Origin of the sequence: Rhizobium sp. AQ_MP (genome assembly GCF_014237835.1) — a bacterium.
Classification (GTDB): Bacteria; Pseudomonadota; Alphaproteobacteria; order Rhizobiales; family Rhizobiaceae; genus Allorhizobium.
Genome location: NZ_JACJVI010000007.1, coordinates 17,159 through 37,767, shown reverse-complemented (window position 1 = coordinate 37,767; position 20,609 = coordinate 17,159). Strand labels below are relative to the sequence as shown.

Here is a 20,609-nt window from a genome sequence, read left to right as displayed (position 1 = left end):
CCGGAGGCAGGACATGAGCGGCAATCAGACCCAGGCAACGATCCAATATGGCGGGAGCCAAAAGACCGACCGGCCGCTAGGTCGCTCGATCAAGCGTGGCATGCTGAACCAGTGCCCGTCCTGCGGCTCGGGCAAGCTTTTCCGCAGCTACCTCAAGGTGGTGGACAAGTGCGCGGCATGCGGTGAGGATTATCACCATCACCGCGCCGACGACCTTCCGGCCTATCTGGTGATCCTCATTCTCGGGCATGTGCTGGTGGGCGGTTTCATGGCGACCGATCTTGTCTTCGTGTTGCCGGCCTGGGTCCATTTTCTGATCTGGGCACCGATCGGGGTCGTGACCTCCCTACTGTGCCTTCAGCCCATCAAGGGCGGTGTTGTCGGACTGCAATGGGCGCTGCGAATGCACGGCTTCGGGGGGCACGATGACGAGCCGGAGGCATTCCGGGACAGCAGGGATTAAGTCATCCATCCGTCACGCAGCTGTGGCGGTTTCTCGTTAAAGGTCCAAAAAAGGCGCCAGCTTGATTCGCATCGGAAAATCAGAAGCGCTTGACAGGCGCGCCGTTTCCAGTCTGAACATGCCGCGCCGATCGACTACGCCCGGGAGCTGGTAAGCGCCAATGCCATCACAGATTTCGACACGCGCGCGTCTGCGGGCAGACCGCAGGCAGGGACGTGAATTGAACGACCGGGTGTCCGATGTCTGAAGCCAATGGCGGCCTGAACGGTCATCGCGAAGAAATCCACTGGCCTTCGCTGATTGCGGCCATTTCGGCCATTTCCGCTGTCGGCATCGCAATCGGCCTTGGCCTGCCGCTGCTCAGCATCATTCTGGAAAAGCGCGGCATCTCCTCTACCCTGATCGGGCTCAATTCGGCGATGGCCGGGATTGCCGCCATGGCCGCGGCACCCGTGACAACCAAACTCGCCCACCGGTTCGGCGTTGTGCCGACCATGCTGTGGGCCGTGGTCCTGTCCGCCATCAGCGCCATCGGCTTTTACTATGCCGAACAGTTCTGGATGTGGTTTCCGCTACGCATCGTCTTCCACGGCGCGACGACCACCCTCTTCATCCTCTCGGAGTTCTGGATCAACGCCGCAGCGCCATCGCGCAAGCGCGGGCTCGTGATGGGCATCTATGCCACCATGCTTGCCGTCGGCTTCGCCTGCGGCCCCCTGCTCTTCTCGGTGCTCGGCAGCGAGGGGCTTTTGCCCTTTGCCGTCGGTGCGGTCGCGATCCTCGCTGCTGCGATTCCGATCTACGTCGCGCGCAATGAGAGCCCGGTGCTGAATGAAAAACCGGAGATGCATTTCTTCCGTTACATCTTCCTGGTGCCAACAGCGACCGTTGCGGTTTTTGTCTTCGGCGCGGTGGAAGCGGGCGGTCTCTCTCTCTTCCCGATCTACGCAACCCGCAGCGGCTTCACCGAGACGCAGGCAGCGCTTCTGCTGACCGTCATGGGCATCGGCAACATGGTGTTCCAGATCCCGCTAGGGCTGATCTCCGACCGAATGCGCGACCGGCGCCTGCTACTCTCGATCCTTGCCATCGTCGGCCTCGCCGGGTCGCTGACATTGCCCTGGCTATCCGGCCACTGGCAGCTGATGGCGGTCGTACTGCTGTTCTGGGGCGGCTGCGTCTCCGGGCTCTACACCGTCGGCTTGAGCCATCTCGGCTCGCGACTCACCGGGGCCGATCTCGCCGCAGCCAATGCCGCCTTCATCTTCTGCTATGCAGTTGGGACGGTCGCCGGCCCACAAGCGATCGGTGCTGCGATCGATCTCACCGGTAATGACGGTTTTGCCTGGGCAATTGCGGGCTTCTTCGCCCTCTATGTCGTGCTTTCCCTGGGGCGCCTGCTTTTTAACCCGAAACGCACTTGACTTTTCAGGCGCGATTTGTAGTTTCGCGCCAGATTTGCCGTGGGCCTCGTTCGGTCGTCCACGGCTTCGTTTATTAGAGGCAGGACGACCATGGCCAAGGCTACAACCATCAAGATCAAGCTTCTGTCGACGGCTGACACGGGTTTCTTCTACGTGACCACGAAGAACAGCCGCACGATGACGGAAAAGATGACGAAGACCAAGTACGACCCGGTTGCTAAGAAGCACGTCGAGTTCAAGGAAACCAAGATCAAGTAAGACTTGATCGAGGGCTTCTCAAAAAGGCGTGCCGCTTCCTGCGGCGCGCCTTTTTCTTTTGGCATTCTTCGTTCCCGGCAACGGCCCTCGCCCTGCCCCGGCTTCATCTCGCGCAGAACGCAAAACACCGGCTCCCTCGCGGAAACCGGTGTCTTTACAATAGGGGGTCGGTCGGCATGCAACACGGCACGAGGAACCGTTTTTGACGTTGCATACCAACCGACCGACCCCACGACCCAGGAGATGCGGCGGACCTGAGCATCATGGGGTATCTTCGATCTCCACTTGAGATCTTGTCTGGTGGCTGCAAGTTCTCTCATGTAGAGACAAAAATCAACAGATTATTAACGCTGTGCCCGATCATCGTCACAATATGGTTAAATCAGGCACCGAAGAACTTGCGATACAGTCGGAATAGTCAGTTCTACACACATTGAAACTTGAACAGACTGGCAATGCATTCGAGTTCATCTCAAGTTTAGCCGCGCCTGCGGACGAGGAGTGCCTCGGCGGAGTCAGATGAACCGCCAAAAGCGGAACCGAATATTCATTTAACGACAAACCTCGTTAAGCACATTCGTTCCGAATGCAGTTGCTGCAGAGACAATCTATTCCGAGGATGAAAGATAAGCCGTTTTGTAACTGCTCAAAAAGTTAGCAAGAACTCAAATGCCGCGCTTAAGAAGAGCGCATTAGAAAGCTGTGAAAATCTTTCCGGACGTCGGTCGATCACCAAGCTTGCCGAAGTGCCCATCGGCGCGAGCGCGGTCAGGCAGCGGCAGCGACCACACGATTGCGGCCGGAATTCTTAGCCTCGTAGAGCGCTCGGTCGGCCTGTTTGAGGAGCTGTTCCGGCGTCTCTATGCCCGGCCCGAGCGTCGCAATTCCCATGGACGCCGTCAGCATCAAAGGCGTCTCTCCAGACCGAAGCTGGAAAGGTCGCGCCTCGATCATGCCGCGCAGCCGCTCGGCAACCGTTGCGGCCACGTCCGCGGCCGTGTCGGGCATGACGACCACGAATTCCTCGCCGCCAAACCGGCAGGCGAGATCAGCGCCACGGACGGTCGAGCGGATCCGTCCGGCAAATTCCTTCAGCACTTCGTCGCCGGCGTCATGACCGTAGACATCGTTGACCTGCTTGAAACGGTCGATATCGGTAATGCAGATCGTCAGCGGTCGGCCCCGAACCTTGGCGCGGGCAAACAGCGTGCGCAGATGCGTGTCCAGGTAACGGCGATTGTGCAGCCCGGTGAGGCCATCTGTGACGGCCAGTTCGATTGTCTGACGGACGCTGTTGCGCAGGCGGTCATTGTAGCGCTTGCGACGGACCTGGGTGAGCGTGCGGGCAATCAGTTCATTCGGATCCAGCGGACGCACGATATAATCGTTTACCCCGAGATCGAGCGCTCGGATGATCATCTGCTCGTCGCCCTGCTCCGTGATCAGGAGGATCGGAATAAAGCGGGTGCGCTCCAGTGAGCGGATCTGCGAGCAGAGGCGCAACGGGTCATAGTCTTCGAGGTTGCTGTTGACGATAACGAGGTCGAGCGGGTTCTCCGCAGCCTCAAAAACCGCTGCCTGCGGATCGGACATCGCAAAGACTTCAGCGATCGGCTTCAGCGACTTGATGATGCGCTCCTGGGAGGCGCCACGGCTGTCAACCAGAAGAACCTGAGCCTGGTCCTCAAGACGCCCGTCCTGAAGCCGCAACATGTCGTCGAGACCGGCCTTTCGCGTCGTGTCATGGCGGATGCGCAATTCGTCCGTCAGCGTCTTCAGACGCACCAGACTTTTGACCCGGGAGATCAACTGGAGATCATTGACCGGCTTGGTCAGGAAATCATCGGCACCGGCCTGCAGACCTCGCACACGGTCGGACGGCTGGTCGAGCGCAGTGACCATGACGACGGGGATATGTGCCGTGCGCGGATTGGACTTCAGCCGTTCGCAGACTTCGAAACCGTCCATCTCCGGCATCATGATGTCGAGAAGGATGACATCGACCTGGGTGCGATCGCAGATGTCGAGGGCGTCACGGCCATTGCTCGCCGTCAGGACGTCGAAATACTCCGCCATGAGCCGCGCTTCGAGCAGCTTCACATTGGCGGGTATATCATCAACGACCAGGATACGCGCAGTCATAACCGTTAATCCTCACGCATCTCCGAGATAGGTCTTGATCGTCTCGATGAATTTCGGCACCGAAATCGGCTTGGAGACATAGGCTTCACAACCACCCTGGCGTATGCGCTCCTCATCTCCCTTCATGGCGAAGGCTGTCACGGCGATCACCGGAATGACATGCAGCTCCGGGTCGTCCTTCAGCCACTTGGTGACCTCAAGGCCCGAAACTTCCGGAAGCTGGATGTCCATTAGAATCAGATCGGGATGGTGGCGGCGCGCGAGATCCATGGCTTCCATGCCGTTGCGAGTCTGCACCGTCTCATAGCCGGATGCCTCGATCAGATCGCGGAAGAGCTTCATATTCAGCTCGTTGTCTTCGACAATCATCACCTTTTTTGGCATTCACCCGGTCCCTTGTCCCGCGCCTGAGGGCTTCCGGGGCATGGAATCCCGGCACGAGTTGCTTCTTCCGTCATGGAGCATGCTAGTGCTATTTGGTTTCGAAATCGGTAATTTGCCAGAGCAACAGGAAAAGACTTTATGAAAAACAGAGATATACCGGCCGATGCCGAGGCGACGGCCGTCGCCGTGCTCGGTTGGCTGGCCAATGAACCGGAGATGCTGTCGCGGTTTCTGGCGCTCTCCGGTGTTCAGCCACAGCAATTGCGCCAGGCGGTGAACGACCCGGCCTTCCTCGCGGGCATGCTGGAATTTCTGATGCAACACGAACCGACGCTGATGGCTTTCTGCAGCGCCACCGATACCAAGCCGGAAACCGTGGTGGAGGCCTATCACCGTTATGCCGGGCCCAGCTTCGATTCGGCAGACGTCTGATGCTGACTGACGTCGACCATATCCAGCTTGCCGACCGCCCCCTGATCGTCTGCGACGTCGATGATGTTGTGCTGCAGTTTGCGACACCGTTCGAAGCCTTTCTCCAGACCCGCGGCCATCGGCTCCTCCCACGGTCCTTCAAGCTCACCGGAAACATTGTCAACGGGGCCGACGAAAGCGTGCTGGAGGCACCGGTCGTCAAGGCACTCATCCACGATTTCTTCGACGAGCAGGAGCGCTGGCAGACACCCTTTGCCGACGCCGTCGACAGCCTGCATGCTCTGGGCAGGACTGCGGATCTGGTTTTCCTGACCGCGATGCCGCCGCAGCATGCAGAGGTAAGGCGCCGGCTGCTCGACCAGCTGACGCTCAGCTACCCGATGATCGCAACGGAAGAGGCGAAGGGACCCATGGTGGCAGCGTTGCACGACAGGAGGCCCCTGCCCGTCGCCTTCGTCGATGACATGGTGCACAATCTCCACTCGGTCGGCGACCACGTCCCGGACTGCCTCCTCGTCTATCTGCCGCCAGCGCATGAGATCTTCCGCTTCGCGCCCGATCCGCATGAGACGGTGCGGAAAGCCGAGGATTGGCCACGGGCGTCGGCGCTCATCCAGGCGCATTTCCACCGCTGACATGGCAGCGGCGGCGAGCCTGCGGCGATGGCCCTTGCCTCGCCATGCGATGCGGCCTATGGTACAGATGTTCAACCTTTGTTCCGGACATGACGCGCACTGCCCCTGTTCATCCCGGCTTCTGTCGAGACTGCCTGACCGGGCAGATCGAGGGTGCACGCCGCTGCCGTTCCTGTGGCAGCCCGCGGCTCGTCTATCATCCGGAACTCTACGACCTGCCCATCGCACATATCGATTGCGACGCCTTCTATGCCTCCGTCGAGAAGCGCGACAATCCGGAGCTGATCGACAAACCCGTGATCATCGGTGGTGGCAAACGTGGTGTGGTCTCGACCGCCTGCTATGTGGCCCGCATTCATGGCGTTCGCTCGGCCATGCCCATGTTCAAGGCGCTGGAGGCCTGCCCGCAGGCCGTGGTGATCAGGCCGGACATGGAGAAGTATGCGCGCGTTGGTCGTGAGGTCCGGGCGATGATGGAGGAGCTGACGCCGCTCGTTCAACCGATCTCCATCGACGAGGCCTTTCTCGACCTCAGGGGCACAGAACGCCTGCATCACGATCCGCCGGCCCGGGTGCTGGCCCGCCTTGCTCGACGCATCGAGCAGGAGATCGGAATCACCGTTTCGGTCGGGCTTTCCTATTGCAAGTTCCTCGCCAAGGTCGCGTCAGACCTGCAGAAGCCGCGGGGCTTTTCGGTCATCGGCGAGGCCGAAGCGCTCGCCTTTCTCGCCGACAAGCCGGTGACAATGATCTGGGGTGTCGGCAAGGCCTTTGCGGCGACGCTGCAGGCAGACGGGATCCGCACCATCGGCCAGCTGCAGATCATGGACGAGACCGAGCTGATGCGTCGCTATGGCTCCATGGGACAGCGGCTGTCACGGCTCGCACGGGGCATCGACGATCGGACCGTGCATCCGAATGATCCCGCCAAAAGCGTCTCGGCCGAGACGACCTTCTTCGACGACATCCACAAGCTTGACGAGCTTGTTGTCCATCTGAGGGCGCTATCGGAAAAGGTGGCGTGGCGGTTGAAGCGGCACCAGATTGCCGGTCAGACCGTGGTGCTGAAGCTGAAAACGGCAGACTTCAAGCTCCGGACACGCAACCGGCGGCTCGACGACCCGACACAGCTCGCCGACCGGATCTTCCGCACGGGCATGTCGCTGCTCGAAAAGGAGACTGATGGCACGAAGTTTCGCCTGATCGGCATCGGTGTCAGCGACCTTCAGGATCCTGCACTTGCCGATCCGCCAGATCTCGTCGATGCCCAGGCATCGCGCCGCGCGGCTGCCGAAGCGGCGATGGACAAGTTGCGAGACAAGTTCGGCAAGGGGACCGTCCAGACAGGTTATACATTTCCCGCGAAGAGATAACGCGGCGAAGCGGATATCCACGAACGCAGCATCAGCTTCCTTCATCGCTGGGCCGCCCCTCCCCGCGACTGGCCTGGAGATTATGGCCGCCGCCCACGTTGTTGTTCCGCAGTCTCATGATTCTGAAACCCGTAGTGCTTCCCGGGGACAGGCAATCACGAACCCGTGAAAAGCAAAGCATCGATTTTTCCGCAAAACTTTTCTTAAACTTCGCAGGATAGAATGCGAGCGTGTTTTGTTTCGCGTTCCAAGTGGTCGACCATGTTCCAGCGTATCGCGCTTGCCTTCAGCCTCTCCCTCTTGGCCAGTACCGCGCTAGGCGCTGATGGGCCGCTTCAGATCTATGTTTCTAAAGCGGAGCAGTCGCTGACCGTCTATGACGGCGACCAGGTGATCGCGACCTCCAAGGTATCAACCGGGAAACCCGGCCACACGACACCTTCTGGCATCTTCTCCATCCTCGAAAAGCGGAAATACCACGAGTCGAACCTCTACTCGAACGCGCCGATGCCCTTCATGCAACGGCTGACCTGGTCCGGGATCGCCCTGCATGAAGGCAAGGTTCCAAACCATCCGGCCTCGCATGGCTGCGTCCGATTGCCGAACGGATTTGCCAAAACGCTGTTTTCGATGACCGAGCGCGGCGCGCATGTGATCATCACCGATGCCCCCGTCGCCCCGAGACCGGTCAGTCACGCCAAGCTCTTTACGCCGCGCCTGCCGGTCGACGACGGCGGTCTCTTGTCCGATGTCGAGCTGCGGCCGGGGCGTCTGGAAACGGGGTTGAAACCGGTGGAGGTGGCGATGAACGCGGTAACACCACGCACCGGTGCCGAAACGAAACTGACAATCGAGGAACCGCCGCCGCTGCGTATCCTGATCACGCGGCGCACGCAGCGGGACATGGCCTTCGACGTGCAACGGCTGCTGAACCAACTCGGCTTCGACGCCGGCATTCCCGATGGCCTGCTCGGTAGCCGGACGATATCGGCGATCCGGGAATTCAAGGAAAAGAACACCATCGAAAAGGACGGCGAGATCCTGTCCAAACCCTTCCTTGCGGCACTCTATGCGCAAGCCGGCGAAGATCACCCGCCGATGGGGCAGTTGATGATCCGCCAGAAATTCGCGCCGCTCTTCTCCGCTCCCATCGACATCGAGGAGCCGGAAAAGGCACTCGGCACGCATTTCATCGAGGCATCCGACGTCGACCGCTTCAAACGCACGGCAGACTGGCATGGCGTGACGCTGGAGGATCACCTGACGTCCTCGACGCAAACACGTCTCGGGATCACCATCCCGGCAGACGATCCGGCACTTTTCACGGCCGAGGCCGCCCTCTCCCGCATCGTCATCCCCGATGACCTCAGGGCGCGGATCGAGACGATGCTGAGCGACGGATCCTCGATCACGATTTCCGATACAGGCATCGGCCCCGAAACCGGCGACGGAACCGACTTCATTACCGTGACGCGGGCGAAGCCGCGGGCGTGAGTACGTCTCAGTGCAGCTGGCGATCGAGCTGCCAGACCCTGTCTCGTAGTTTGTCGGATCGCGAAATCGCGCGGTTAAGCCCTTCCGTTCCCAACCGTTCAACCAGCGTTCCGGAAGTGTGCTGCAGATCCACACCAAGTCCTGCTCGCCCGTCCAAGCTTGAGAAACCCAGCGCTGCGAGAATCGTCGGGAACAAGTCGATACTGCTGGCCGGCTTATCAACGACCCCGCGATGGCCGCCACCCAAGACCATGAACATGTTGCGCCGAACGGAAGCGTTCAGATCGGCATAAACCTCATTTCTCATTGAGAGATGGTCACTCTGCACAATCAAGATGGTGTTCTGGAGCAGTCCGCTGTTTTCAAGCCGATCAACAAAACGTTTGACCAGCCAATTCGTGCAGGCAAATGCCTTCAGCGTACTGCTGGGCTGCTGAGCCACCAGTGGAAGGGTCTCGCAAGACGGGGACACGAAGCCCGTCGGCGCGTGCCCGCCCACCGTGGTCAGCGTGAGACTGAATGGTGCCTGGTCCTCACTCAACTCTTCAGCCAGTTCGTATGCCACCTGCAGCATATCCTCATCGTGCAGACCCCAATAGTTAGACCGACCGGGAAAGCGGTGATGCAGCTCGTCGTATCCGAGCAGACGGTCATATCCGTGACCGGCGGCAAAGGCATGTGTCCCCGCAAAATCGAGGCTTGCGCCCTTTAGAAATACGTTGGTGTAGCCATGTCGATCCAAGATGTCACCCAAGCATTCGGCACCAGGAAGGACTTCATCAACCAGATCAAACGAATTGCGGTTGATGATGCCAAGGGGCATGAGCGGAACACCGCAGGTCGATGCAACTTGCCCTGCAAGCGTCCACCCTGTCAGGTTGACCTGTTCGATGTTCGTCGCGATCCATCCCCTCGTCGCCAGTTCTTTCAAAGGGCCAGCCACAGTTCCGAAGCGCTTTTCGTCCCAAAGGGTCAGTTCTGCACTCTCAACGAAAATGTGGACCAGGTTCTTCGTTGGACCGGCTGGCACCACTGAGGCGCGTGGATCCACGAAGTAGTTGCTCAAGTCATCTGGTGTCGAGGCAGCAGATGCAAGCGTTCCGGCGGCGAAGAGCCAGCTGAGAGGGTTCAAGGCGAGTAGCGCTGCAGGAAGACAACGGTTCAGAAGAGCCATCCCCCGAGACTTACCGGCGAGCTGCCACCAACTAATCATAACCAAGAAGAACGGAATAAGCGCAATCAAGGATTGCCTGATCGCCTGCCCCTGAACGGCGGCAGAACCGACATCGTAATTCAAATGAAACAGAATCGCATCGATATCGACCGCGCCGAATAGCGAATACAAGACATGCCATGCGGCGAACAGGAGCGTCGCGGCATAGGTCAAAACAAGTCTTACATCCTTGGCTCCAGGTCTAATTTTCAGAAACACATAAAGAAAGAGCAGGATGCAGGAAAATAGTAAAGCACGCTCCGAAGGCATAAGCGTTATGCTTGTGTCAACAATTGACAAGACTGCCCAAGCAAAAACGGCGGCCCATACAATTGAACCGGCTGCCCCTCCCTTGAAGGCTTTTTGCGTCTGCAACCATATCACCATACAGCCACCTCCAGTTTAGAGGTTCAATCAGTAGCTGCAATCAGGTTTCAATTCATCTAACGTAACAACTAGAATTCGAACGATCGGGAACGCAGACCGGTCAAACCAGCTCGACGTCGAGCACGCCAGGCGTCGATCGCATGGCGGCGGCGATTTCCGGTGAGATGCGGAAACGCTCGGTCAGTTCCACCTCGATCTCGCGCTGACCCTCATCCTTGATCACGATAAAGGACACGAGGCCGTCGCCCCTTGCGTTCAGATGGGCGGCGACGGCGCGCAGCGGTCCTGAATCGCGGACGAAGACGCGCATTGCCTTCTGCATGCGGATCGACTGCTCCTCCAGCGACTGAGCCGTCTGGATGCGCAGGCCGATGCCTTCCGGGCGTTCTTCGGCCTGGACAGTCAGTACCAGGGATTTGCCGGCCTCAAGCAGGTCGCGATACTGGTTCAGCCCTTCCGAAAAGAGGACGGCTTCGTATTGGCCCGAGGCGTCCGAGAAGGTGACGATGCCCATCTTGTTGCCGGTGCGGGTCTTGCGTTCCTGACGCGAGATGACGGTGCCCGCAAGACGGCCGACCGTGGCGCCCTGTTTGACGGCAACGGAGAAGTCAGCGAAGTTCTGCACACGTAGCTTGTCTAGGAGCTGGCGATAGGCATCGAGCGGGTGGGCCGAGAGATAGAAGCCGAGCACCTGGAACTCGCGCATCAGCTTTTCCGAGGAAAGCCAGGGCGTATAGGGCGCAAAGGCGATGCGCTCGGGGCCGCTTGCGCCACCGGAACCGAACATGTCGGACTGGCCGCTGACGGCGTTTTCCTGGGCGCGCTGGGCATAACCCATGATGCGATCGATGCTGCCGACGAGTTCGGCGCGGTCGCGGCCGAAGCAGTCGAAGGCGCCCGCGGCGATCAGGCTTTCGAAGACGCGGCGGTTGATCTGCTTGGGATCAATCCTGAGGCAGAAATCCTCGATGCTGTCGAAAGGCTTGTCGCCTCTAACCTCGACGATGTGATCAACCGCGCCTTCTCCGACGCCCTTGATGGCGGCAAGCGCGTAATAGATGCGGTTCGGGCCGGTCTGGAAATGGCGATAGGAGGTCTGGACAGAAGGGGGCACGACCTCGATGCCGAGGCGACCGGCATCCTGGCGGAAGTCGACCAGTTTTTCGGTGTTCGACATGTCGAGCGTCATCGAGGCGGCGAGGAACTCGACCGGATAATGCGCCTTCATATAGGCCGTCTGGTACGAAACGATGGCATAGGCCGCCGCGTGGCTCTTGTTGAAGCCGTAATTGGCGAACTTGGCGAGCAGTTCGAAGATGTTTTCGGCCTGGGGCTTCGACACGCCATTCTTCATCGCGCCGTCGACGAAACGGGCGGACTGCTTGTCCATTTCCTCCTTGATCTTCTTACCCATGGCGCGACGCAGAAGGTCGGCTTCACCGAGCGAATAACCCGAGAGCACCTGAGCGATCTGCATGACCTGCTCCTGGTAGACGATAACGCCCTGGGTCTCCTTCAAAAGGTAGTCGATCTTCGGATGGATCGAGGCGACTTCCTCTTCGCCGTGCTTGCGAGCGTTGTAGACCGGGATGTTTTCCATCGGGCCCGGTCGATAAAGTGCCACCAGGGCAATGATGTCCTCGATGCAGTCTGGCCGCATGCCGATGAGGGCCTTGCGCATGCCGGCACTTTCCACCTGGAAGACACCGACGGTCTCGCCGCGCGACAGCATTTCATAGGTCTTGGCGTCATCGAGCGGGATCGCTGCGAGGTCGACCTTGATGCCGCGCTGTTCCTCGACGAAATCGACCGCCGTCTTCAGCACGGTCAGCGTCTTCAGGCCGAGAAAGTCGAACTTCACCAGACCGGCCTGCTCGACCCATTTCATGTTGAACTGGGTGACCGGCATGTCGGAGCGCGGATCGCGATACATCGGCACCAGCTTCGACAGCGGGCGGTCACCGATGACGATACCGGCGGCGTGGGTCGAGGCGTGGCGGTAGAGGCCTTCGATCTTCTGGGCGATTTCGAGAAGCCGCGCGACGACGGGCTCCTCCTCGGCCGCCTCGCGCAGCTTCGGCTCCTCCTCGATCGCCTTGTAGAGCGGTGTCGGATTGGCCGGGTTGTTGGGCACCAGCTTGCAGATCTTGTCGACCTGGCCATAGGGCATTTCGAGCACGCGCCCGACGTCGCGAAGGGCGGCGCGCGCCTGCAGCGATCCGAAGGTGATGATCTGGCCCACCTGCTCGCGGCCGTATTTGCGCTGCACGTAGCGGATGACCTCTTCGCGGCGCTCCTGGCAGAAGTCGATGTCGAAGTCGGGCATCGAGACGCGTTCCGGATTGAGAAAGCGCTCGAACAGCAGCGAGAAGCGCAGCGGGTCGACATCGGTAATGGTCAGCGCATAGGCGACGAGCGAACCCGCACCGGAACCACGACCAGGGCCGACGGGGATGTCATGCTGCTTGGCCCATTTGATGAAGTCCGAAACGATCAGGAAGTAGCCGGGGAACTTCATGCGCTCGATGACAGAGAGCTCGAATTCCAACCGTTCGCGATAGTCCTTTTCTTCGTAACCCGGCGCCATGCCCAGCGCTGCAAGGCGCTGGTCGAGCCCCTCCTCCGCCTGGCGGCGCAGTTCAAGGGCCTCTTCGCGTTCGGCCTCTTCCGGATCGTCGCTGCCGCCGGTGAAGCGCGGCAGAATGGGTTTGCGGGTGTCGAGGATGAAGGAGCAGCGACGGGCGATCTCGACGGAGTTTTCGAGTGCTTCGGGCAGATCTGCAAACAGCTTCATCATGTCCGCCCGGCTCTTCAGGTAATGATCCGGGGTCAGGCGGAAGCGGTCGTCATTGGAAACGATGGCGTTATGGGCAACGGCCATGAGGGCGTCATGGGCGTCGTAATCATCCTTGGCCGGGAAGAAGGCCTCGTTGGTCGCGACCAGCGGGATGTCATGCTCATAGGCGAGCTGCACCATGCGCCGCTCATGGGTGCGATCATAGTCGCCATGGCGCTGCAATTCGACATAAAGCCTGTCACCGAACAGATCCTTCAGGGCGAGCAGACGGCTTTCGGCCTGGGCGCGATGGCCATCCTTCAGCAGCCTGTCGACCGGGCCACCCGAGGCTCCCGTCAGCAAGATCATGCCTTCGGCGCCGCTTTCCCGGAACCAGGACAGCTTCACATGCACGGGCTGGCCGGCATCGCCGCCGAGATAGGCGCGACTGACGAGATCGACCAGTCGCTCATAACCATCGGCATCCGAGGCCAGGACGACGACCGACGGCAGGTCCGGCATATGGCCATTGCCGCCGCGCTTTTCGCCGGCGCCATCCTCCATGTCGATCGACAGCTGGCAGCCGATGATCGGCTGAATGCCGTCGCCCAACGCCTTCTGCGAGAATTCGAGCGCGACGAAGAGATTGTTGGTGTCGGTGATGGCGATCGCCGGCTGGTTGTCGGCGACCGCCTTACCAAGGATCTTCTTCAGCGGCAGCGCGCCTTCGAGAAGCGAATAGGCGGAATGCACCCGAAGGTGCACGAAACCCGGGCCATCACCCGTTCCACCGGACGCCTGCCCACCGACGCTGTCCTCGCCCATACCGCTTCATTCCTCATTGTCTGAATCGGTCGGGATTTTCGGTCTTTGCGCTTGCGAAGTCCAGAAGGAAGTCGGGCGGCAAAGCCTTCCTCACCAGCTTTGCCGCCCGCAATTTTCAGAGAGCCATCATCAAAAGGGCCATGCTGGATACGAACACGGCCATCGAGGCAAATGCAGCAACGTCACGAAGTATTTCAGTCATGCGCGTCTCCTGTCTCTTTATGTTTTTATTTTGTTCTCTTCCTGTTCCATTGTCAACCCAAAAAAACCTGTGATCTCGGTGGAACAAATTTGACCGAGGCTCAACAGGTTCGATGATGAGAGAGAGGGATCAGGAGAACAGGAGATCAGACCTCGAGTTCGACGACCTTGCCGTCCACCAGGGTCACGCAGCGGTCCATGCGCCGGGCGATCTCGTGGTTGTGGGTGGCGATCATCGCCGAGAGGCCGGACTGTCGGACCAGGGCTTCGAGCGCGGAGAAGACGTAACTTGCCGTCTCGGGGTCGAGATTGCCGGTGGGCTCGTCGGCCAAAAGCACCAGGGGCGCATTGGCGACCGCACGGGCGATCGCCACGCGCTGCTGCTCGCCGCCGGAAAGTTCGGCCGGACGGTGGTCAGCACGATGGCCGACGCGCATGTAATCGAGGAGCTGCTTGGCACGCTCGGCCGCCTCGGTCTTGGAAAGCCCGGCGATCAGCTGCGGCATCATCACGTTTTCCAGCGCGGAGAATTCCGGCAGGAGGTGATGGAACTGATAGACGAAGCCGATCGACTTGCGACGGATTGCGGTGCGCTGCTCGTCGGCGAGTTCCTGGCAGGCAATGCCGCCCACCGTCACTTCGCCGCCGTCGGGGTGCTCGAGCAGACCGGCGACATGCAGAAGCGTTGACTTGCCAGTTCCAGACGGCGCGACCAGCGCGACCGTTTCGCCGCTGCGGAGGGTGAAGTCGGCGCCCTTCAGGATGGATAGCACGGTCTCGCCCTGGCCGTAGTGGCGATCGATGCCGGTAAGCGAGAGAACCACGTCTTTTGCCATTATCTCGGCATCCTCATTCGTAACGCAGGGCCTGGACAGGATCCAAGCGCGAGGCCCGCCAGGCCGGGAAGATGGTGGCCATGAAGGACAGGCTGAGCGCCATGACGACCACCGAGATCGTCTCGCTCATGTTCATGTCGGCCGGCAGCTGGCTCAGGAAATAAAGCTCGGGGTCGAACAGCACGGTACCGGAGACCCAGGAGAAAAACTGGCGAATGCTCTCGATGTTGAGACAGACGATCACGCCGAGGAAGACGCCGGCGAGCGTGCCCGCCGTGCCGATCGCAGCGCCCGTCATGAAGAAGATGCGCATGATGGCGCCCGAGGTCGCCCCCATCGTGCGCAGGATGGCAATGTCGCTTGCCTTGTCCTTCACCAGCATGATGAGGCCCGAGATGATGTTGAGCGCCGCGACGAGCACGATGAGCGTCAGGATCATGAACATCACGTTGCGCTCGACCTGGAGCGCCGAGAAGAAGGTCTGGTTGCGCTGGCGCCAGTCGGTGAGGAAGATCTGACGGCCGGCGGCCTCCTCGATCTTCGGGCGAAGCTCGTCGACGGCGTCGGGATCGGAGATAAACAGCTCGATCGACTGAACGATGCCCTCGACATTGAAGTAAAGCTGCGCCTCTTCGAGGGGCATATAGATGATCGAGGCGTCATATTCCGACATGCCGATCTCGAAAATGCCCGAGACGGGATAGGATTTTACGCGCGGATTGACCCCGAGCGGCGTGATGTCGCCCTCCGGGGAGACGAGCGTGATGGTGTCACCGGCCGACAGCCCAAGCTGAGCCGCCATGCGCGAGCCAATCAGCACTCCCTGTCCGGCGGCGAAGCCGACCATATCGCCCGACCGGATGTTGGACGACACGACCGACAGCTTGCTCAGATCGTCCGGCCGAATGCCGCGGACGAGTGCGCCGGATCCGGCACCTTCCCGGCCCGACGCCAGCGTCTGGCCCTCCACGAGGGGCAGTGCCATGGTCACGCCGGGCACGGCCGCGAAGCGTTCGGCAAGCCCTGCATAATCGCTCAAGGGCTGGTCAACCGCCTGCACGACCATGTGGCCGTTGATGCCGAGGATGCGCGAGACAAGCTCCGTCCGGAAGCCGTTCATGACGGCCATGACGATGATCAGCGTCGCGACGCCGAGCATGATGCCGATGAAGGAAAAACCGGCAATCACGGAAATGAAGGCTTCCTTGCGCCGGGCCCGGAGGTAGCGCCAGGCCACCATCCGCTCAAATCCGGAAAAGGCACGCGCGGATGCGGCCTTGCCCGTGTCCACCGTCTCGTTGCCAGCGGCCGTCGTCGCCATGGTCTCTCCTTGCCTCGGGTTCGCTCAAGGCTCACCCAGTCTCGGTTCGGCTGAGGCTCTCTCGCCTCAGGCCGTCAGCTTGTTGATCGCCGCTTCGATCGTCAGCGTCTCGCGGGCCCCGGTCTTGCGGTCCTTGAGCTCGACTTCACCGGCGGCGACGGCACGAGGACCGGCAATGACCTGAACGGGAACACCGATCAGATCGGCGGTCGCGAACTTCGTGCCGGCGCGGTCGTCGGTGTCGTCGTAGAGGACGTCCTTGCCGGCATTCTGCAGGGCGGTGTAGAGGCGGTCACAGGTCGTGTCGCAGCCCTCATCGCCCGGCTTCATGTTGATCACCACGGCATCGAAGGGCGCGACCGAGGCCGGCCAGATGATTCCGTTCTCGTCATGCGAGGCTTCGATGATGGCGGGAACAAGGCGCGTCGGGCCGATGCCATAGGAGCCCATGTGGACAAGATGTTCCTTGCCGTCCGGACCCTGCACCTTGGCGCCCATCGGCTCGGAATACTTGGTGCCGAAATAGAAGATATGGCCGACCTCGATGCCGCGTGCGGACAGGCGATCGCCCTCGGAGATCGCGCCGAAGGCAGCTTCGTCGTGCATCTCGGAGGTTGCGGCATAAACCGAGGTCCACTTGTCGAAGATCGACTGCAGCCCCTCGACGCTGTCGAAATCGGTGTCGACGGCTGGAATGTCGAAATCGACAAAGCTCTTGTGGCAGAAGACTTCCGATTCACCGGTGTCGGCCAGGATGATGAATTCGTGGCTGTGGTTGCCGCCGATCGGGCCGGTATCGGCACGCATCGGGATGGCGCGCAGCCCGAGGCGGTCAAAGGTGCGCAGGTAAGCCACGAACATCTTGTTGTAGGAATGGATCGCGTCGGCCTGGGTCAGGTCGAAGGAATAGGCATCCTTCATCAGGAATTCGCGCGAGCGCATGGTGCCGAAGCGCGGACGGATCTCGTCACGGAACTTCAGCTGGATGTGGTAGAGGTTGAGCGGCAGGCTCTTGTAGGACTTGACCGACGAGCGGAAGATGTCGGTGATCATCTCCTCATTGGTCGGACCATAGAGCATGGGGCGGTCCTGCCGGTCGCGGATGCGCAGCATTTCCTTGCCGTAATCCTCATAACGACCGCTTTCCTGCCAGAGCTCGGCGGACTGCAGCGTCGGCATCGACAACTCAATCGCGCCAGCGCGGTTCTGCTCTTCGCGGATGATGGCGTTGACCTTGTCGAGAACACGCTTGCCGAGCGGCAGCCAGGAATAGATCCCCTGGCTCTGCTGGCGGATCATGCCCGTCCGCAGCATCAGGCGGTGGGAGACGATCTCGGCTTCCTTGGGGTTTTCCTTCAGGATCGGCATGAAGTAGCGCGACAGACGCATAACGAATTCCAGATGGTTGTCGATGCCGCCCCAGCAGGCGGAATCAGCGATTGAAACGGGATGTCAGGAAGCGTTCATAGCCGGTTGGTCTACAGAAGAAAACCCGCAAGCGCCGATCACCGCCCTCGCCCACAGATGCTCTATGAACCAGCCTCTCAAAGAGAGCCTCGGCGCGCATATTGCGCGCGAAAGCCCTGCAGATCCGGCCATTCGATGACCCTTATGCGACAAAAACAGGGCCCGAAATTTTTTTTGGTGACTGTTACAAATCTGCATGATTCAGGGGTGACAACGATCACTGTTTGGGCTAGGTTCAGCCCATAAAACAGGCAGGGAGTTCAAATCTTTGCCACACTCGCGGTCAAGTCTTGGGAGGATCAGATCTAGGCGCGCTCGTTCGCAGCCCCTTAAGTGGTGAAGGATCACGCGAAGCTTCGAACAAGGTCTTTTGACCTTGTTTTTTTTTGCCTTCTCTACAGGTGGCGGCTCGGTCAGGCCCTCGGCTCGAGCCCCGGCATGATGATCGGCAGGTCCTTGAAGCCGATGCCGAAATAGGTGCCAGCAACATACCAGGCGCCATAGATCAGACCGGATACCACCGTCGTCGTCAGGAAGATGCGCAGCGCCCGGAAGCGCGCGGGGGCGCTTGCCACGGTGCCCGGCACGACGTTCTGATCCTCGTCCTGCGTGCGCAGACCGATCGGCAGTACGGCAAACAGCGTGAGCCACCAGATTACAAAGTAGACTGCCAGTCCCGACAGGATTGCCATAGTGTCTCGCTCCAGACTAACGCTGCAGGCCACGCCTGCGCTGCCAGTCCCCTATAGTCGCTGACGGAGATCAGCACAAAGACAAAAGCGTCGCAGGGCGCAACGGCTCCTGATCAAGATCGCTTCATCGGCATGTGAGACTGCGTCAGACCTGTTCGAGCTCGATCAGCGTGCCGTAGAAATCCTTTGGATGCAGGAAAAGAACCGGCTTGCCGTGGGCACCGATCTTCGGTTCGCCACTGCCCAGAACGCGCGCACCGGAGGCCGATAGCTGATCACGGGCAGCCAGGATATCGGCGACTTCGTAACATATGTGGTGCATGCCGCCCGAGGGGTTCTTCTCGAGAAATGCGGCAATCGGCGAAGCCTCGCCGAGCGGCTCCAGGAGTTCCACCTTGGTGTTGTCAAGTTCCACGAAGACGACAGTCACGCCATGTTCGGGCAAGGCCTGCGCCTGGGAAACCTTGGCCCCCAGCGTATCGCGGTAGCTTGCCGTTGCGGCAGCAAGGTCAGGGACGGCGATGGCGATATGGTTGACGCGACCGAGCATGGCTCTCCTCCAGACTTCACGGACAAAGATTAGGTCAACCCTGCCCGCGCCGTCCCTCAGACTTTGGTCAGGAAGACCGTAACAACGGGCTTCTTGCCCCAGGCTTCGTTGGCTGTGGAGCGAACGGCCCGGCGGACTGCCTCGCGCACGGTCTCCAGGTCCTTGCGGCGGCTGCGCGGGATGCTTTCGACCGCGCCCAGCACCGCGTCATACAGCGTGTCCTCCATCGACTCACCCTCGTCGTCGAATTCCGGCAGGCCGAAGGGCACGACATCGGGGTCACCAAGGAAGTCGTAGCGGCTGTCGAGAATCACGCTGACGGCGACATGGCCGACATAGGCGAGCTTCTTACGGTCCGCGATACCCATTTCCTCAAGGTCACCCACCAGCTTGCCGTCCTTGTAGACGCGGCCGAAGGGGGCCTGATCGATGACTTCCGCCGGGCCCGGGGCAATCCGGAGAATATCACCATTGCGGACATGGGGCACGGTCGGGATGCCGGCCTGCAGCGCGAGCTCCTTCTGGGCAACCAGATGAGCCGCTTCGCCATGCACCGGGACCAGCATCTGCGGGCGAACCCACTCATACATCTTCAGGAGTTCGTTGCGGCGCGGATGGCCGGACACATGGACCAGGGCCTCGCTGTCGGTGATGATGTGCACGCCCTGCTCGATCAGACCATTCTTGATCTCGAGGATGGCCTTTTCGTTGCCGGGGATGGCGCGCGAAGAGAAGACGACCGTATCGCCGGAGGTCAGCGCGACATTGCGCATCTCGTCGCGCGAGAGCTTGGCAAGGGCGGCACGCGGCTCGCCCTGGGATCCGGTGAGGATGACCACGATCTTGTCGCGCGGGATGAAGCCATATTCGTCTTCGGCGATGAAAGGCTTGATGCCCTGCATGATGCCGATGTCGTCAGCGACCGCCGTGACGCGCTTCAGTGAGCTGCCGAGCAGCAGGACTTCGCGACCGGCGGCTTCGGCGGCCTGGGCGATTGAGCGGATACGGCCGACATTCGATGAGAAGGTGGTGATGGCGACACGGCCTTCCGCCGCCTCGATGATTTTCTGCAGGCCCCTGGAGACTTCCTCTTCCGAGGGCGAGACGCCGTCCCGTACCGCATTCGTGCTGTCGCAGAGGAGCGCCAGAACGCCTTCGTCGCCGACGGCGCGGAAACGGGCTTCGTCGGTCAGCGGGCCGAGCGAAGGATTATGGTCGATCTTCCAGTCGCCCGTGTGCACGACGTTGCCGAGCGGCGTGCGGATGACCAGCGACATGGGCTCGGGGATCGAGTGGTTGACGCCGATCGCTTCGATCTCGAAGGGACCGACATTGATCCGGTCGCCCTGCTTAAAAGGCGTGATCGGGATCTCGGCGCGCGAACCCTCGTAATCGCGCTTGGCTTCGAGCATGCCGGCGGTGAAGCGCGAGGCATAGACCGGCACATTCAGGCCCGGCCAGAGATCGTTCAGCGCGCCGTAGTGATCCTCATGGGCATGCGTGATGATGATGCCCTTGAGGTTTTTCTTTTGCGATTTGATGAAGCGGATATCGGGCAGGACCAGATCAACGCCCGGCAGATCGGGGCCAGCGAAGGTCACGCCGCAGTCGACCATGATCCACTGGCGATTGGACGGCGGGCCATAGCCGTACAAAGCGAGGTTCATGCCGATTTCACCCACGCCGCCCAGCGGCAGGAAAACCAGTTCGTCGTTCTTGGCCATTCTTCTTCCCGA

17 protein-coding genes are annotated in these 20,609 nt (G+C 60.5%); 7 read left to right on the top strand and 10 right to left on the bottom strand.

Annotation, left to right across the window (positions count from 1 at the left end; all coding sequences use genetic code 11):
- Positions 1-13 precede the first annotated feature (13 nt).
- The 3 genes from H6M51_RS12195 (at position 14) to rpmG (ending at position 2,145) form a co-directional block, all read left to right on the top strand.
- Positions 14-463, top strand: a complete 450-nt coding sequence (locus H6M51_RS12195; RefSeq protein ID WP_185810125.1) for a DUF983 domain-containing protein — start codon at positions 14-16, stop codon at positions 461-463.
- A gap of 239 nt (positions 464-702) precedes the next feature.
- Complete coding sequence (locus H6M51_RS12190) at positions 703-1,887, top strand: MFS transporter (protein WP_185810124.1); 1,185 nt, start codon at positions 703-705, stop codon at positions 1,885-1,887.
- A 90-nt stretch (positions 1,888-1,977) separates the two neighbouring features.
- Positions 1,978-2,145, top strand: a complete 168-nt coding sequence (rpmG, locus tag H6M51_RS12185) for a 50S ribosomal protein L33 (protein WP_006727600.1) — start codon at positions 1,978-1,980, stop codon at positions 2,143-2,145.
- Between the two features lie 768 nt (positions 2,146-2,913).
- Here the strand turns inward: rpmG and H6M51_RS12180 are convergent.
- Both H6M51_RS12180 and H6M51_RS12175 read right to left on the bottom strand, forming a co-directional pair.
- Entirely contained in the window at positions 2,914-4,287 is a 1,374-nt protein-coding gene (locus H6M51_RS12180; protein ID WP_185810123.1) for a PleD family two-component system response regulator, read from the bottom strand.
- A gap of 12 nt (positions 4,288-4,299) precedes the next feature.
- A complete protein-coding gene (locus tag H6M51_RS12175) occupies positions 4,300-4,671 on the bottom strand; it encodes a response regulator (RefSeq protein WP_102019694.1) in 372 nt (123 codons plus the stop codon).
- 138 nt (positions 4,672-4,809) lie between these two features.
- Between H6M51_RS12175 and H6M51_RS12170 the strand changes: the two genes are divergently transcribed.
- The 4 genes from H6M51_RS12170 to H6M51_RS12155 all read left to right on the top strand — a co-directional run bounded on the left by H6M51_RS12170 (position 4,810) and on the right by H6M51_RS12155 (position 8,605).
- Positions 4,810-5,103: a DUF3572 domain-containing protein gene (locus H6M51_RS12170; RefSeq protein WP_185810122.1), complete on the top strand. Its 294-nt coding sequence runs from the start codon at positions 4,810-4,812 to the stop codon at positions 5,101-5,103.
- Entirely contained in the window at positions 5,103-5,738 is a 636-nt protein-coding gene (locus H6M51_RS12165) for a hypothetical protein (RefSeq protein WP_185810121.1), read from the top strand. Before H6M51_RS12170 ends, H6M51_RS12165 begins: the two co-directional genes overlap by 1 nt.
- 89 nt (positions 5,739-5,827) lie before the next feature.
- On the top strand, positions 5,828-7,111 hold the full coding sequence (locus H6M51_RS12160) for a DNA polymerase IV (RefSeq protein WP_185810120.1): 1,284 nt from the start codon (positions 5,828-5,830) through the stop codon (positions 7,109-7,111).
- Positions 7,112-7,372: 261 nt separating this feature from the next.
- Positions 7,373-8,605, top strand: a complete 1,233-nt coding sequence (locus H6M51_RS12155) for a L,D-transpeptidase family protein (protein ID WP_185810119.1) — start codon at positions 7,373-7,375, stop codon at positions 8,603-8,605.
- 7 nt (positions 8,606-8,612) lie between these two features.
- On the opposite strand, the gene H6M51_RS12150 is transcribed toward H6M51_RS12155, so the two are convergent.
- From H6M51_RS12150 to H6M51_RS12115, 8 genes are all read right to left on the bottom strand, one after another.
- A complete protein-coding gene (locus H6M51_RS12150) occupies positions 8,613-10,205 on the bottom strand; it encodes a sulfatase-like hydrolase/transferase (protein WP_185810118.1) in 1,593 nt (530 codons plus the stop codon).
- 100 nt (positions 10,206-10,305) lie between these two features.
- A complete protein-coding gene (gene dnaE / locus H6M51_RS12145; RefSeq protein ID WP_185810117.1) occupies positions 10,306-13,806 on the bottom strand; it encodes a DNA polymerase III subunit alpha in 3,501 nt (1,166 codons plus the stop codon).
- A 347-nt stretch (positions 13,807-14,153) separates the two neighbouring features.
- Positions 14,154-14,843, bottom strand: coding sequence for an ABC transporter ATP-binding protein (locus H6M51_RS12140; protein WP_185810116.1), 690 nt, complete (start codon positions 14,841-14,843; stop codon positions 14,154-14,156).
- A 13-nt stretch (positions 14,844-14,856) separates the two neighbouring features.
- Positions 14,857-16,164, bottom strand: coding sequence for a lipoprotein-releasing ABC transporter permease subunit (locus tag H6M51_RS12135; protein WP_185810115.1), 1,308 nt, complete (start codon positions 16,162-16,164; stop codon positions 14,857-14,859).
- Between the two features lie 66 nt (positions 16,165-16,230).
- Positions 16,231-17,553 (bottom strand): proline--tRNA ligase, encoded by a 1,323-nt coding sequence (proS, locus tag H6M51_RS12130; RefSeq protein WP_185810114.1) that lies wholly within the window; start codon positions 17,551-17,553, stop codon positions 16,231-16,233.
- A gap of 491 nt (positions 17,554-18,044) precedes the next feature.
- The gene (locus H6M51_RS12125; protein ID WP_185810113.1) at positions 18,045-18,323 is read right to left on the bottom strand and encodes a DUF1467 family protein; all 279 of its coding nucleotides are present in this window, start codon (positions 18,321-18,323) and stop codon (positions 18,045-18,047) included.
- Positions 18,324-18,468: 145 nt separating this feature from the next.
- Positions 18,469-18,873 carry a methylmalonyl-CoA epimerase gene (gene mce / locus H6M51_RS12120; protein WP_185810112.1) on the bottom strand — a complete coding sequence of 135 codons (405 nt, stop codon included), beginning with the start codon at positions 18,871-18,873 and terminating at the stop codon, positions 18,469-18,471.
- 56 nt (positions 18,874-18,929) lie between these two features.
- The gene (locus H6M51_RS12115) at positions 18,930-20,597 is read right to left on the bottom strand and encodes a ribonuclease J (protein WP_185810111.1); all 1,668 of its coding nucleotides are present in this window, start codon (positions 20,595-20,597) and stop codon (positions 18,930-18,932) included.
- Between the last annotated feature and the right edge of the window lie 12 nt (positions 20,598-20,609).